The sequence below is a fragment of the Marinobacter sp. 1-3A genome (assembly GCF_016597775.1).
Taxonomy (GTDB): Bacteria; Pseudomonadota; Gammaproteobacteria; order Pseudomonadales; family Oleiphilaceae; genus Marinobacter; species Marinobacter xiaoshiensis.
On sequence record NZ_VCGZ01000006.1, the window covers coordinates 220,969 to 235,683 of the forward strand.

At 53.9% G+C, this 14,715-nt stretch carries 14 protein-coding genes and 1 other RNA gene; 5 read left to right on the top strand and 10 right to left on the bottom strand.

Features of this window, described 5'->3' with window-relative positions:
- Positions 1 to 15 precede the first annotated feature (15 nt).
- From carA to grpE, 5 genes are all read right to left on the bottom strand, one after another.
- On the bottom strand, positions 16 to 1,146 hold the full coding sequence (gene carA / locus FE848_RS11650; protein ID WP_227715306.1) for a glutamine-hydrolyzing carbamoyl-phosphate synthase small subunit: 1,131 nt from the start codon (positions 1,144 to 1,146) through the stop codon (positions 16 to 18).
- 392 nt (positions 1,147 to 1,538) lie between these two features.
- Positions 1,539 to 2,339 (bottom strand): 4-hydroxy-tetrahydrodipicolinate reductase, encoded by an 801-nt coding sequence (gene dapB, locus FE848_RS11655; protein ID WP_200202973.1) that lies wholly within the window; start codon positions 2,337 to 2,339, stop codon positions 1,539 to 1,541.
- Between the two features lie 24 nt (positions 2,340 to 2,363).
- Positions 2,364 to 3,491, bottom strand: coding sequence for a molecular chaperone DnaJ (dnaJ, locus tag FE848_RS11660; RefSeq protein ID WP_200202975.1), 1,128 nt, complete (start codon positions 3,489 to 3,491; stop codon positions 2,364 to 2,366).
- A gap of 81 nt (positions 3,492 to 3,572) precedes the next feature.
- Complete coding sequence (dnaK, locus tag FE848_RS11665) at positions 3,573 to 5,492, bottom strand: molecular chaperone DnaK (protein ID WP_200202984.1); 1,920 nt, start codon at positions 5,490 to 5,492, stop codon at positions 3,573 to 3,575.
- A 104-nt stretch (positions 5,493 to 5,596) separates the two neighbouring features.
- A complete protein-coding gene (gene grpE, locus FE848_RS11670) occupies positions 5,597 to 6,199 on the bottom strand; it encodes a nucleotide exchange factor GrpE (RefSeq protein WP_200202986.1) in 603 nt (200 codons plus the stop codon).
- 246 nt (positions 6,200 to 6,445) lie between these two features.
- Between grpE and recN the strand changes: the two genes are divergently transcribed.
- The gene (gene recN, locus FE848_RS11675; protein WP_200202989.1) at positions 6,446 to 8,125 is read left to right on the top strand and encodes a DNA repair protein RecN; all 1,680 of its coding nucleotides are present in this window, start codon (positions 6,446 to 6,448) and stop codon (positions 8,123 to 8,125) included.
- 96 nt (positions 8,126 to 8,221) lie between these two features.
- Here recN and fur read toward each other — a convergent pair whose 3' ends face one another.
- Positions 8,222 to 8,632 carry a ferric iron uptake transcriptional regulator gene (fur, locus tag FE848_RS11680; protein ID WP_200202991.1) on the bottom strand — a complete coding sequence of 137 codons (411 nt, stop codon included), beginning with the start codon at positions 8,630 to 8,632 and terminating at the stop codon, positions 8,222 to 8,224.
- A gap of 122 nt (positions 8,633 to 8,754) precedes the next feature.
- Between fur and FE848_RS11685 the strand changes: the two genes are divergently transcribed.
- On the top strand, positions 8,755 to 9,081 hold the full coding sequence (locus tag FE848_RS11685; protein ID WP_200202993.1) for an outer membrane protein assembly factor BamE: 327 nt from the start codon (positions 8,755 to 8,757) through the stop codon (positions 9,079 to 9,081).
- Here FE848_RS11685 and FE848_RS11690 read toward each other — a convergent pair.
- The 3 genes from FE848_RS11690 to FE848_RS11700 form a co-directional block, all read right to left on the bottom strand.
- Positions 9,075 to 9,368 (bottom strand): RnfH family protein, encoded by a 294-nt coding sequence (locus FE848_RS11690; protein ID WP_200202996.1) that lies wholly within the window; start codon positions 9,366 to 9,368, stop codon positions 9,075 to 9,077. The two genes, FE848_RS11685 and FE848_RS11690, sit on opposite strands and share 7 nt — an antisense overlap.
- Complete coding sequence (locus tag FE848_RS11695; protein WP_200202998.1) at positions 9,368 to 9,811, bottom strand: type II toxin-antitoxin system RatA family toxin; 444 nt, start codon at positions 9,809 to 9,811, stop codon at positions 9,368 to 9,370. Before FE848_RS11695 ends, FE848_RS11690 begins: the two co-directional genes overlap by 1 nt.
- A 74-nt stretch (positions 9,812 to 9,885) precedes the next feature.
- Positions 9,886 to 11,511, bottom strand: coding sequence for a sodium-dependent transporter (locus FE848_RS11700; protein ID WP_200203001.1), 1,626 nt, complete (start codon positions 11,509 to 11,511; stop codon positions 9,886 to 9,888).
- Between the two features lie 178 nt (positions 11,512 to 11,689).
- Here FE848_RS11700 and smpB point away from each other — a divergent pair, with 178 nt between their 5' ends.
- The 3 genes from smpB (at position 11,690) to ssrA (ending at position 14,174) form a co-directional block, all read left to right on the top strand.
- Positions 11,690 to 12,169, top strand: a complete 480-nt coding sequence (smpB, locus tag FE848_RS11705) for an SsrA-binding protein SmpB (RefSeq protein ID WP_200203011.1) — start codon at positions 11,690 to 11,692, stop codon at positions 12,167 to 12,169.
- 133 nt (positions 12,170 to 12,302) lie between these two features.
- The gene (locus FE848_RS11710; protein ID WP_200203013.1) at positions 12,303 to 13,721 is read left to right on the top strand and encodes a WS/DGAT/MGAT family O-acyltransferase; all 1,419 of its coding nucleotides are present in this window, start codon (positions 12,303 to 12,305) and stop codon (positions 13,719 to 13,721) included.
- 88 nt (positions 13,722 to 13,809) lie between these two features.
- Positions 13,810 to 14,174: a transfer-messenger RNA gene (gene ssrA, locus FE848_RS11715) on the top strand.
- A 105-nt stretch (positions 14,175 to 14,279) separates the two neighbouring features.
- Here the strand turns inward: ssrA and FE848_RS11720 are convergent.
- On the bottom strand, positions 14,280 to 14,699 hold the full coding sequence (locus FE848_RS11720) for a c-type cytochrome (RefSeq protein ID WP_200203016.1): 420 nt from the start codon (positions 14,697 to 14,699) through the stop codon (positions 14,280 to 14,282).
- Positions 14,700 to 14,715 lie beyond the last annotated feature (16 nt).

Below are 14,715 nucleotides of genomic sequence, written 5' to 3' on the forward strand. Positions count from 1 at the left end.
TGCCATGAATCGGCTTCAGGCCGTTCTGGCTTCCATCAGCTGGACAAACTCATCAAACAATGACGCCACATCACCGGGACCCGGGCTTGCTTCGGGGTGCCCCTGAAAACTGAATGCTGGTTTGTCGGTACGGCGAACACCCTGCAAGGTGCCATCAAACAGCGACTTGTGGGTAACTTCCAACACCGCAGGCAAGGATGCCTCATCCACTGCAAAACCGTGGTTTTGGCTGGTAATCATGACTGTGCCGTTGGGTATCCTCTGAACCGGGTGGTTAGCACCGTGGTGGCCGTGCTTCATCTTCATGCTTTTCGCACCGCTGGCAATGGCAAGAAGCTGATGCCCCAAGCAGATGCCAAACACCGGAATTTCGGTTTCGAGCACTTCCTGGATTGCCTTGATTGCATAATCGCAGGGCTCTGGATCGCCCGGGCCGTTAGACAGGAAGATGCCATCCGGATTCATGGCCAGCACTTCGGAGGCAGGGGTTTGGGCAGGCACAACAGTGACTTCGCAGCCGCGGGAGGCAAGCATGCGCAAGATGTTGAACTTAACTCCGTAATCCCAGGCCACAACTTTAAACTTGGTCTCGCCGCCTTCTGCGTATCCTTTACCGAGCGTCCAGTCTCCCTGGGTCCACTTGTACGGCTTTTCGCAGCTAACCACTTTTGCCAAATCCATACCTTCGAGCCCGGGAAACGCGTTTGCGAGTTCCAGTGCGCGCTCGGCAGTGGCGTCAGCACCAGCCACAATGGCGCCGCTTTGTGAGCCTTTGTCGCGGAGGATGCGCGTTAGGCGTCGGGTGTCTATATCGGCTATTCCGACAATGTTGTTGCTTCGCAGGTATTCGTCGAGCGATCCGGTGCTGCGCCAGTTGCTGGCAACCAGTGGCAGGTCGCGGATAATCAGGCCGGCAGCCTGTATACGGTCTGATTCTACGTCTTCTTCGTTTACGCCTGTGTTGCCGATGTGCGGGTATGTCAGGGTAACGAGTTGGCGGGCATAGGACGGATCGGTCAGTATTTCCTGGTAGCCGGTCATCGCGGTGTTGAACACCACTTCGCCGCTGGTTTCGCCGTCAGCGCCAATGGCGGTGCCGTAAAACAGGCTTCCGTCTGCGAGTGCAAGGATTGCGGGTGTGCTCAAGGCTTGTATCCTCATCGAGTGGCGTTTCGTTTCGTCACGTGCAGGAACGCAAGCGCAAATTCAGGTCGCAAAAAAGCGAGAGGGAGTAAAAACTCCGTCCCGCTTATTGTTATCCGGGGACTTTTTGGTCCCTTGGGCTTTTCGAAGCCTACGCTTGGTGCAGTTAAACCGCCTTATTGTATGAAATTTGCGGTTTTGTGTCCATGCAAAATCGCCCTGCTTTAGAGTACGGCTGAAACACCGGCCGGCACTTGGGATCTTTGCTCCGGGAACCGCTACGAGCACATCCATGTGCGCTTGTCTCCGGCCGTCCCTGGCCTACGACATTCCCGGAGCAAAGATCCCAAGCCCCTGCCTCAGAGCAAGTCGTCAGAACTCCTCGGAAAGAATGCTCACTTCAAGCTCAAAACATCCTGCATGTCGTACAAGCCAGCAGGCTTGTCTTTCAGCCACAGAGCTGCTCGCATTGCGCCTTTTGCGAAGGTCATCCGGCTGCTTGCCTTGTGAGTAATTTCAATGCGCTCACCTTCGGTGGCGAACAGGACTGTGTGATCGCCCACTACGTCACCTGCGCGGATGGTTTCGAAACCGATTTCCTTGCGGGTACGCTCGCCAGTGAAGCCTTCACGGCCATAGACTGCACACTCTTTGAGATCGCGGCCCAGTGCATCAGCAACCACTTCGCCCATGCGCAGAGCTGTGCCGGAGGGCGCGTCTTTTTTATGGCGATGATGGGCTTCGATGATTTCGACGTCATAGTCGTCGCCCAGCGTTGCTGCAGCGGTGCGCAGGAGGTTGAGCACTACGTTAACGCCAACGCTCATATTGGGCGCAAATACTACCTGGGTAGATTCTGCCGCCATGGCCAACTGCTGCTTTTCGGCATCGGTCAGGCCGGTGGTTCCGATAATCAGCATTTTGCCGTTGGCTGCGCAGAACTCGGCGTTTTCCAGGGTGAGGTCCGGGAAGGTGAAATCGACAAGCACGTCGAAATCATCTTTCACGTCAGCCAGGGCGCCCGCTATCTTTACGCCGGTTTTGCCGATGCTGCTCATTTCGCCGGCATCGGCTCCGATAAGGCTGCTGCCTGGCTCGACAATGGCCGCGCCCAACTCGAGCCCCTCTGTGCCGTCAACCGCCTCAATCAGCACTTTGCCCATGCGCCCGGCGGCGCCGATGATTGCTACCCTCATGGCCTTTTCCTTATGTGAAGCTGATCAGAATTTCATTTCGTCGAAGAAGCTCTTAACACCCTCAAACCAGGACGTTTTCTTCGGGGCATGGTTCGTGCCGTTGTTGCTGCCGTCGAGAGTTACCTGAAACTCCTGAAGCAGTTCTTTCTGGCGTTTGGTCAGGTTAACCGGTGTTTCGATAATCACACGGCACAAGAGATCACCTGATGGGCCACCGCGCACAGGGCTAACGCCTTTGTTGCGCAACCGGAACAACTTACCTGTTTGGGTCTCGGCCGGGATTTTCAGCTTCACGCGACCATCCAGCGTTGGCACTTCCAGCTCACCACCCAGCGTGGCGTCAATAATGCTGATCGGCACTTCACAGTACAGGTTGCGCCCGTCGCGGGTAAAGATTGAGTGCTCACGAACCGACATCTGCACATACAGATCGCCTGGCGGACCACCATCTATGCCCATCTCGCCTTCACCGGAGAGCCTTATACGGTCGCCAGTATCAACACCGGGCGGCACTTTAACGGAGAGGGTTTTCTCTTCCTGCACCCTGCCCTGTCCATGACAGGACTTACAGGGGTTCTTGATAATCTGACCGGAACCACGGCAAGTGGGACACGCCTGCTGCACGGCAAAGAAACCCTGCTGCATGCGCACTTGCCCCATACCCTTACAAGTACCGCAGGTTTCAGGACGGGAGCCTTTTTCCGCACCACTGCCATCACAGGTATCGCACTCCCTGTGTCCGGGAATGGTTATTTTTACGGTTTTGCCTTTTACCGCTTCTTCAAGATCCAGTTCCAGGGTGTAACGCAGATCCGAACCACGGGTATTGCGGCCGCCTCTGCCACCGCCACCAAAGATGTCGCCAAACACATCACCGAAGATATCGGAGAAGTTACCACCACCGCCGAATCCACCGCCGGCTTGCCCATCTACGCCGGCATGGCCATATTGGTCGTATGCCGCACGCTTGGTCTGGTCTGCCAGCACTTCGTAGGCTTCAGTGGCCTCTTTGAATTTGCTCTCGGCATCTTTGTCTTCGGAGTTGCGATCGGGATGGTATTTCATCGCAAGCTTTCTGTAAGCTCGCTTAATCTCTTTCTCGTCCGCGCTCCGGGAAACCCCGAGAACTTCGTAATAATCGCGCTTGGCCATGCTTCAAAACCCTGTTTTTTAAACGCGGAAAACGCGGATCAACTCCGCGTTTTCCAACCAACTACCTGATAAACGTCCGAATTACTTCTTTTCGTCGTCTTTAACTTCTTCGAACTCGGCATCCACTGCATCGTCGGCGGACTGAGCTTCTTCCTGTCCACCAGCCTGCTGTGCCTGGCCATCCTGATCTGCGTACATCTTCTGAGCCAACTCACCAGAAACCTCCGTGAGCTTCTGCGTTTTAGCTTCGATGTCGTCTTTATCAGAACCGGTCAGTGCTTCTTCCAAGTCCTTGATGGCCGCTTCAATAGACTCTTTCTCGCTGTCGCTGACTTTGTCTCCAGCGTCAGTCAAGGTCTTGCGCACGGCGTGAACCATGCCGTCACCCTGGTTGCGAGCCTGAACCAACTCTTCAAACTTGCGATCTTCCTCAGCATTCGCTTCGGCGTCCTGCACCATTTTTTCGATTTCGTCATCGTTCAAGCCAGAAGAGGCCTTGATAACGATGGACTGCTCTTTGCCGGTAGCCTTATCTTTCGCAGACACGTTCAGAATACCGTTGGCATCGATATCGAAAGTAACCTCGATCTGCGGCACGCCACGTGAAGCAGGTGGAATATCAGCCAGATCGAAACGTCCCAGGGACTTGTTCTGCGTCGCCTGCTTGCGCTCACCCTGAACAACGTGAATGGTAACCGCTGTCTGGTTGTCTTCTGCCGTAGAGAAGGTCTGCGACTTCTTGGTCGGGATCGTGGTGTTCTTGTCGATTACTGGTGTAGCAACGCCACCCATGGTCTCAATGCCCAAGGTCAGAGGAGTTACGTCCAGAAGCAGAACGTCTTTCACATCGCCAGACAGTACGGCCGCCTGAATCGCTGCTCCCATTGCAACAGCTTCGTCCGGGTTCACATCCTTACGCGCTTCTTTGCCAAAGAATGCCTTAACTTTTTCCTGAACCAGCGGCATACGTGTCTGACCACCAACCAGGATAACTTCGTCGATCTCACCAACGCTCAAACCTGAGTCTTTCAGGGCAACCTTACAAGGCTCGAGACTGCGTTCAACGAGATCTTCTACCAGAGATTCAAGCTTGGAACGGGTCAGCTTCACGTTCATGTGCTTGGGACCGCTAGCATCTGCAGTGATGTACGGCAGGTTAACGTCGGTCTGCTGGCTGCTGGAAAGCTCAATCTTGGCCTTCTCACCCGCTTCTTTCAGGCGCTGCATGGCCAGTGAGTCACCGCGCAGATCAATGCCGCTGTCTTTCTTGAACTGGTCGGCCAGGAATTCGATGATTTTCATATCGAAATCTTCACCACCCAGGAAGGTGTCACCGTTGGTCGCCAGAACTTCAAACTGGTGCTCGCCATCAACATCTGCAATTTCGATAATGGAGAGGTCAAACGTACCACCACCCAAGTCGTAAACTGCTACTGTGCGGTCGCCAGTTTTCTTGTCCAGACCATAAGCCAGGGCTGCGGCAGTCGGTTCGTTAATGATGCGCTTCACATCCAGACCTGCAATCCGGCCCGCGTCTTTAGTAGCCTGACGCTGACTGTCGTTAAAGTAGGCCGGAACAGTAATTACCGCTTCGGTTACTTTCTCGCCCAGATAGTCCTCTGCAGTCTTCTTCATTTTCTTCAGGATTTCTGCAGACACCTGGGGAGGAGCCATTTTCTGGCCCTTTACTTCTACCCACGCATCGCCGTTATCTGCCTCGGCAATCTTGTAAGGCACCATCTTGATGTCTTTCTGAACAACATCATCTTTAAAACGACGACCAATCAAACGCTTGATAGCGAAGATTGTGTTTTGCGGGTTAGTAACCGCCTGACGCTTGGCAGACTGACCCACCAGAATTTCATTGTCATCAGCGTAAGCGATGATAGATGGAGTGGTGCGATCACCCTCTGCGTTTTCAATAACCCGGACTTTATCGCCATCCATAATGGCGACACACGAGTTCGTTGTTCCAAGGTCAATACCGATAATTCTGCTCATTTAATCACTCCAGTTCTTCTGAATGCGGTACTTAATGGTTGCCCGGAAAAATATAAATCCGGTTAGTTTTGCTTAATGGCTATATTGGCGCTTTAAGTGACTTTTCAAGCCTGCTCATCAATTTTTGGTGCATCCTGAGCCTTGGCCACCATCACCATTGCCGGACGCACTACGCGCCCGTTCAGCAGGTAGCCCTTCTGGATTACCGCTACCACGCTGTTGGGCTCAGCATTGGGTGCTGGCACCATCGACATGGCTTCGTGCTGCTGGGGATCAAACGGCTCGCCCACAGGGTTCAGCGGCTCCACATTGAATTTTTTCAGACTGGAAACAAACAAGCTGAGCGTCATTTCCACGCCCTGACGGATAGACGCCACTAACTCACCAGCACCTTCCTGCCCTTCTGTGCTCTCAACCGCCTTCTCAAGACTGTCTGCCACAGGCAGCAACTCTTTAACAAACTTTTCCAAGGCAAACTTATGCGCCTTCTCAACATCCATCTCGGCGCGGCGACGCACGTTTTGCATTTCCGCATGCAAGCGCAACATTTGCTCCTGCGAATCCTGAAGCTGCTCTTTCAGGGAGTCCAGCTCGGAAACCTCTTCCTGCTCTACTACCTGCTCGCCAGACTGCGCATCCTCAGCTGCTGCCTTGGCGGCTTCATTCAACTCATCCAACTGCTCGTTGCGGTTTTCTTCGGTGCTCATGAATACTCCTGCCAGATCTTCGGCGGCCGGCTTGAACGCGGCCAATTGAACATAGGCTCTGACCCCACGGAGCCAGAAGAATGCTATTGCGAACCGATATGGGGTTCAGCGCTCAGGTTTCAACCGTTAAAAGCACCATTCCTTGAGAAAATATCTGCGAAGTGATTGCAAACCCGAAAACCCCTGTATATATTCACAGTCACTGTATGAACGAACAGTATATTTTCAAGAGCGGAGGTTATCTGCATGCTCACACAGCTCACCGTTTCCAACTACGCGATCGCCGAAAGAGTAGAACTGCAATTCAGCAAGGGCATGACAGCTCTTACTGGCGAGACAGGAGCAGGCAAATCCATTGTGCTGGACGCACTGGGGTTGGCCATGGGCGGACGCGCCGATGCGGGTGCTGTGCGCCATGGCGCCAAGCGTGCAGACATTACAGCCACTTTTGATGTTTCGGGCATATCAGATGCCCAACAGTGGCTGGAAAACCACGAACTGGATGACGACAACGACTGCATTTTGCGCCGCGTCATCAGCAAGGACGGTCGGTCTCGAGCATACATTAATGGCCAACCCTGCCCTCTGGCGCATCTGAAAGACCTGGGTGGACTGCTGATGGACATCCACAGTCAACACCAGCACCAATCACTCCTGCGAAAAGAAACCCATCGCAAGCTGATAGATGAATACGCGGGCGCGGAAAATCTTGCCAACCAGACTCGCGAAGCATGGAAAGCCTGGAACCAGATTCGCACAAAACTGATCGAGCGCCAGCAAAATGCAGAGGAGTCCGAAGCCCGACTGCAGTTGCTGCGCTATCAAGTGGAAGAACTTGACCGCCTTGCTCTCGAAATCGGGGAGCAAGAGCAACTTGAGCAAGAGCAGGAACAACTGAGCCAGGCCGATGCAATTCTTCACAATAGCCATCAGGCAGCACTGCTGTGCACAGAAGATGAAACCAGCGCAGCTGGCTTATTGCGCCAGGCGCTACAGCAATTAGAGCAGTTACCGGTTGAAATACCTGCGCTGGCCGACACGATTCAAATGCTCAACGAAGCGCAGATCCAGATCAGTGAAGCGGGCGACAACCTTCGCCACTTTGTAGATGACTACGAAGCCGACCCTGCGCGCCTGACCGAAGTTGAAGACAGACTAAGCGCCATCTACCAGATGGCGCGCAAACACCGCATCAACCCCGAAGATCTCCCGGAGTTTCATTTGCGGCAAAGTGCGGAACTGGCCGAACTGGATGGCGGCGAAGGCAGCCTGGAACAACTGGAAATAGACCTTGAAAGCCACCGCACCACCTTCAATGAACTGGCAGGCAAACTCTCCGATCTCCGCGCTAAAGCAGCAGCTGAGCTGGATCAGCGCATTGCCGGTGAACTTGCCCAGCTGAGCATGCCATCGGTTCAGTTTGTTACCCACCTGAGCAACAACAACCAGAACGAACCGGCACCTCATGGGCTGGAAGAAGTGGAATTTCTGGTTAGTGCAAACCCGGGGCAACCCGCAAGACCTTTGGCAAAAGTTGCCTCCGGCGGCGAACTTTCACGAATCAGCTTGGCAATTCAGGTAGTAGTCGCGCAAACGTCTACCACTCCAACCCTGATCTTTGACGAAGTCGACGTGGGCATTGGCGGCGGCACAGCTGAGGTGGTTGGCAAGCTACTGCGCTCGCTGGGAGCCAACGGACAGGTTATCTGCGTCACTCACTTGCCGCAGGTTGCGGCCCAGTGTCACCAGCACTTGTTTGTGAGCAAATTCACCCAGCAAGACGCAACTTTCTCGAAAATCGAATCGCTGGACGATCAGGGAAGAATCAGTGAGGTGGCAAGAATGCTGGGGGGTGTTGATATGACAGAGCACACCATAGCCCACGCAACAGAAATGTTTTCCAAAGGACAGGCGACCCACCACTGAACGGATGCCGCCAAACACTCCCCCTCTCGACCCTGAGAGCTGTTGGGGCAGGCTTCACGGCCTGCCCCTTTTTTATTCAGGGATAACTCTGCGGCTTCAGGACTTCAGGGGTTTCACATACAGAATCAGGCTGTGCTCGACTATTTCATAGCCGTGCTCTTTCGCAATTATCTGCTGACGCTCCTCAATCACTTCATCAACAAACTCAATCACTTGCCCTGTCTGGGTACAAACCATGTGATCATGATGATCTTCGCCGGCCATCTCAAATACTGCATGGCCGCCTTCAAAGTTGTGACGTAACACCAGTCCCGCTGTCTCAAACTGAGTAAGTACGCGGTATACGGTGGCCAGACCCACATCATCACCCTGATCCAGGAGCCGTTTGTACACATCTTCTGCGCTGAGATGATGGTCCTTGGCGTTTTCCAGGATGTTGAAGATCTTCACTCTTGGCAGAGTTACCTTGAGACCGACTTTTCGTAGTTCGGCGTTTTCAGATGACATGTTACTATTCACTCTTTGGTGTGCCTCACGGCTTCCGGTATGATGAAGCCGCCATTTAACGGTTAACCCGTGCCACACCTGCCCTTGGCAGGCGATTTCAAGATAGAGGATTTCCTCCGGCGATGCAAAAGCTCACAGCTCTCATTCTTACTATCATTCTCTCCGGTTGCGCTTTCCCGGGCGTATACAAGATCAATGTCCAGCAAGGCAACATTGTTACCGATGAAGAGCTGTCCAAACTTAACGAAGGCATGCCCCGTAGCCAGGTTCAGGCGTTACTCGGGACCCCTTTGATGCTCAACCCGGTTGATAGCTCCCGGGAGTACTATGTATACACCTTCCAACGCAGAGGCGGCTCTATTGAAGAGCAGCGCATCATCGTCTTTTACGACGCTGACCGTTATACCCACTATGAAGCAGAACTCCTGAACGAGACCCCGGCCTACTGATCAGCTGCGGGCTTCTTTTTAGCCCGGTTCAATCGCGCCTGCTTCGGATCAATCTGGAGCGGGCGGTATAGCTCAACTCTATCCCCTTCTCGCAGTTCGTGATCCGCGGGCTTTTTTATCACCTTGCCAAATATCCCCATACTGATGGAGTCCACATCAATCTCCGGGAAAATAGTGGCAATTCCTGACAGCCGGGCAGCGTCGACGGCTGTCGCGCCATCAGGCACTTGTACCGATATTATTTCCTGCTTGTCTGGCCGCGCGTAAGCCACTTCAACCCTGAGCATCAGCCACCCCCTTTATAGATGTCATCCGCACGACGACAGAAGGCATCCACCATGGTTGTTGCTGCCTGATTGAATACAGGCCCGAAGGTCATGCGCGAAAGAGAACCCGAGAACTCGAATTCCAGCGTCAGAATCACCTTGCAGGCATTTTCATCCAGAGGTTTAAAGTGCCAGCGGCCCTTCAGGTTGCGAAACGGGCCATCCACCAGATTCATTTCAATGGCTTCGGGCATCAGCAACTGGTTGCGGGTGGTGAGCTTATGGCGAACGCCTCCCTTGGCAATTTCCAGCGACGCCATAATTTGCTCAGGGTTTTGCTGATGAATCTCAGCACCCGCACACCAGGGAAGAAACTCGGGGTAGCGGGCAATATCGTTAACCAAGTGAAACATGCGCTCCGCGGAGTGCATAACCAGGGCTGTTTTATCAATCTGATGAGCCATCGGAACCGGTTGTCCTGCTTACAAATACACTTTAAGGCCGACTACAGGCCCTACAACAACAATCACACCTGCGATCAAACGCTATGATAAAGGATATCACCGTCTTTAGGGGCATTTTGAGGGAGGGACTGAGGCAGGTCAGGTTTGTTCTCAGTCGCCTGCTCTGCTGGTAGCAACTCACCCGCACCCTCTCCTGCCCCGTCGTCGACAACACCCGCACTACCCGTTTCAATTATTTGTGGTGGAGTGCCATTTTGTTCCTGGAGCACCAGCCCAGGCCCGGGTTCGCACCAGAGTGCCTCACTGCCTGTGTCGCACATATTTACCAGTGAACCTGCAGTGTAGTGAATGCCAATGTAAGCAACGACCAGAGGCAGGACCAGGCGCATAACCCAGAACCAGATTGTGCCAAAAAGCCCCGGGGTCTTTCCGAGCATGCTTTTTGAGAGATTGCGTGTCAGGCACCAGCCAGTAAAGAGCGCTATAAGAATCGAAACTAAAGGAATCATCAACCCGCCGGTTAACAACTCAAGCCAGCGGAATACCGTGGCGCCTCCAAGCCGGTATTGCGACCACAAATTGAATGAAAACAAAGAAGCGAGCCCCGCAAGCCACACGACCAACCCCACTAACAAAACAGACAACCCTCGGGGCGCTCCCGTCCACTCACGGAACCAGCCAACGACCGGCTCCAGCAGTGCAAGTGCCGTCGACCAGACGATCATCACTACCATCAGAAAGACAGTTGCGATCACAAACTGACTCGCAGGCAGTTCAGCAAGCGAAACCGGAAGCGATACGAACAGAAGGCTAAAGCCTCGTTCACCATCAAAAGCACTGCCTTGCGTCGCCATGGCGAAAATCATTAACCCCGCCAGAATCGCAACCAGCGTATCCATCAACACAACGGCCAGAATGGATCGTTTGAGTTGCGTATTCGGTGTGGTGTAAGCACCCAGAACCGCCCACACACCCATACCTAATCCCAGGGTATAAAAGGCATGAAACAATGCCGCGCTCAGGCTGCCCCATGTGAGATCCTGTGGATGCATCTCGAGTATCTGGCTCATGGCGCCATCAATCCGGCCATACCAGGCAGCAAGCCCAAATAGCGCCAGCATAAGCATCAGCGTACCTGGCACAACGATTCTGAAGGCCCGCTCAAGCCCGCCAACTACACCCTGCCCAGACACCCACAAGACCATCACCAGGAAGAACCCATGCCAACCCATGAATACGCGAAACTCGCGGGGGTCGGAAACCAGCGCAGCAAGAATCCCGGTAGCCTCTGCATGACCAACTCCGGAAAACCGTCCTACGGCACCGTAAAACACATAGGCCAGTGCAATCGCCCCGAAAACCGCCGTAAACGACAGGACCAGGAATGCGCCCAAAATACTGAGTCGACCCACGGCCATCCAGGCTCTCGAACGTTTAGCGCTGCGTATAAGCCCGTCCATCGCCAACACAATACCGTGACGGGCATGCCGGCCAATGACCGCCTCAGTAATCATTAGAGGCAGGGTAACCAGCAACAGGCATCCGAGATACAGGAGAATAAATAGCCCACCACCATGCAAGCTCGCCAGATAAGGGAACTGCCACAGGTTTGCCAAGCCCACAGTTGCACCCACTGCAGCCCAGAAAAAGGTTGATTTTCGGGTAAACGACCCGATATGTGTTTGGTATGGCGTAGGCATTTTCGCCTCGGAAAGTGTCTGGCCAAGTATTGTAGCCGAAGGACTCCTCCACGCACGAACCGCCTGTACCTTTGAGGGTGATTTCGTGACCAGTCTGGCACTCCTGAGCTACAATGCGCCTTTTGCCGACCTGCGACAGGCCGGCCCGTTCATTCGTCCGCATCCGGATAATTGATTCATGAGCAAGAAAAAACCCGGTACGCCGAGTAGTACCATCGCCCTGAACAAAAAGGCGAAACACGAATACCACATAGAAGAACGCTTCGAAGCGGGTATGGTCTTACTCGGCTGGGAAGTGAAATCACTGCGAGCCGGCAAGGCCCAGATAACCGACGCCTATGTATTATTAAAAGACGGCGAGGCTTTTCTGCTGGGCGGGCATTTTCAGCCCCTTACAGAAGCCTCCACCCATGTTATTGCCGATCCTACTCGCACCCGCAAATTGCTGCTGCACGCCAAGGAGTTGGCGAAGCTGATCGGGGAAACAAGCCAGGCAGGTCAGACTTGCGTGCCTTTGGCACTGTACTGGAAAAACAACAAGGTAAAGTGCGAGATCGCCTTGGTGAAGGGCAAGAAGCTATTCGACAAACGCGCTACTGAGAAAGAGCGCGACTGGGACCGCCAGAAGCAGCGTATTCTGCGTGATGGCAACGCCTGACACCAGTTTTTAGCCGACCCTATACTGATCCGCGTCATAAAGTGCAGGTGCTTTGTGTCGCATACTCCCTCTCTATGCACCGTTTTTTATCCTGCCTATACTGCGGTTTCGGTGCACCTCGGAGGGAGGAACTATGCCACCTAAACGAACCCCAATGACGGCGGTAGACCGCTCATGGTTGCGGATGGACACGGCCAGTAACCCGATGATGATCTCGGCGGTACTGGTTTTCGATAAACCGATCGCAACAAGCCGCCTCAAGCTCATCCTCAATGAGCGTTTCCTGCGTTTTCAGAGGTTCCGCCAGCACATTGTTGATGAAGGTGACAAGGTATACTGGCAGAACGACCCGCTCTTCGATATTGACAACCACCTGCACCGGATAGCCCTCCCTGGCAAAGCCGGAAAGAATGAACTCCAGGCATTGACCAGTGATCTGAACAGCACCTCGCTGGATTTTCGTCGCCCCCTCTGGCAGATACATTACATCGATAATTACCAGGGCGGATGCGCGCTCCTGATCCGCATCCACCATTGCATTGCAGATGGCATTTCCCTTGTACGGGTGCTGCTGTCACTCACAGACAAAACACCGGAACCCGGCAGCAAGAGAGCATTCCCGACACGAGCCCAAAAACAGCCCTCATCTTCAATCGTGGGCCGGGTTCTACATCGCGCCCTTGATACCACCGAAGCAGCAACACAGCAGGCTCGCCTGTTTATGCAGGCGGTAAGGGACCAACCCAACTACCCCCTAAAGCTTGCCAGCACTGCCAGCGGTGTTGCAGTGGACCTGCTAAAGCTGGGCCTTTCGCCCTTTGAACCCAAAACAGGCCTCAAAAACCCACTTTCTGGCCGCAAGCAGGTAGCGTGGGCGGAACCACTGGATCTTGCGGAAGTAAAAGCCTGTGCCAAGGCGCTGGGTGGCACTATTAACGATGTCCTCCTGTGCGCCACAACCGGCGCACTCCACAGGCACTTTAAAGCGAGCAAGGAAGTTATCCCGGGCTGCGGGATACGTGTTGCCGTGCCCTTCAACTTGCGGCCACTTAACCAGCCCATCGAAACGCTTGGAAACCAGTTTGGCCTGGTACTGGTATGCCTGCCGATTGAAATCGCAGACCCGATAATGTGTTTCCAGCAGGTGCAGGAGAACATGAACCGCCTCAAACAGTCCTATCAGGCCCAGGTTACCTACAGCCTGCTGGACCTGTTCGGGCGTGGCCCGGACATTCTGGAGCGGCGAGCCCTGGACCTCCTCAGCAATAAAGCCTCGGCGGTACTCACAAACGTACCGGGCCCAAGAGAACCCGTTTATCTGGCTGGGAGCAAACTGGTGCAGCCTATGTTTTGGGTGCCACAAAGCGGCAACATAGGTATTGGCATGAGCATTTTCAGCTACGCCGGTACGGTGCAGTTCGGTATTACTGTGGACAAAGCCATTCATGCCGACCCGAATGACGTGATGGACTATTTCCGGGACAGCTTCGAGGCCTTGAGCCACGCAGCTCTGGCAGGCCGGCATGAGAGCAAAAAACACCAGTCAGCCTGAGAATCATTGGCCCTTCAGGCAAGACTGCACAAAACAACAACAATGAGGCCTTGAAGTTAAGCGAGGCGGCCACATATACTGTGAGTAAGGGGACGACATGGCTTCGACGCTGGTGGCGAACCCTTGGGTGCATGTCGAGATGGCAGCGAATCTCGTAAATCCAAAGCTGCAACGCAATAGTCGCAAACGACGAAAACTACGCACTAGCAGCCTAAGGGCCGCTAGTCGTCCTGACTGGGTCGCCCGTAGCCCAGAGCTACATCTCAGGACGTCATCGCTTACGGGATGCTCCGTTATCCAGAGTTCACTGGCTAACGGCTAAGATTTAAAGAACTCGCCTCTTACACCCTGGCCTTCGGGTCGTTCGAGGTTAAATCAATAGAAGGACATAAACATGTAGATCTCAAGGCACAGTGCTGGCGGACGCGGGTTCAATTCCCGCCGTCTCCACCAACCAAGAGTTTCAAGGGGTCCAGCGAGACCCACTGAAACGCCCCAAAGCCCCGGAAACGGGGCTTTTTTTATGCCTATTCATTCCATAATGATCCAAAAGCCAAATTACATCCCACTCCTTTCAAACCATGCATCATAAATCCGCTTATCCCATTTGCTCTGGAAGAACGCGATGGCGGCTTTTTGATCGTCCCTGGAGAGTTCATTTCCGAACGGGGGCATTTGGCCACCCATGGGAGCGCCACCCTGGTTGATCGTACCCATCAGCATGTCGAATGGATGATGCCAGGCGTGCCCCGTTCCGTTAAGTGGTGGCGGTGGATAGGAGCCATCCTCCAGCCGTTTTCTCCAATTAAAGGCGCCTTGGGCGTTGGAGCCGTGACAGCTTGCGCAGTTGTCGTCGAATACGGTTGCGCCACGCTCGACCTGGGCTTGGGTGTACCAGCGGCCATCTACCGTCCCGTCACTGCAACCACTGATCAATCCTACTAAAAGAATTCCAAATGAAATTTTTACCTTACGCATTCAATTCGTGCACCCA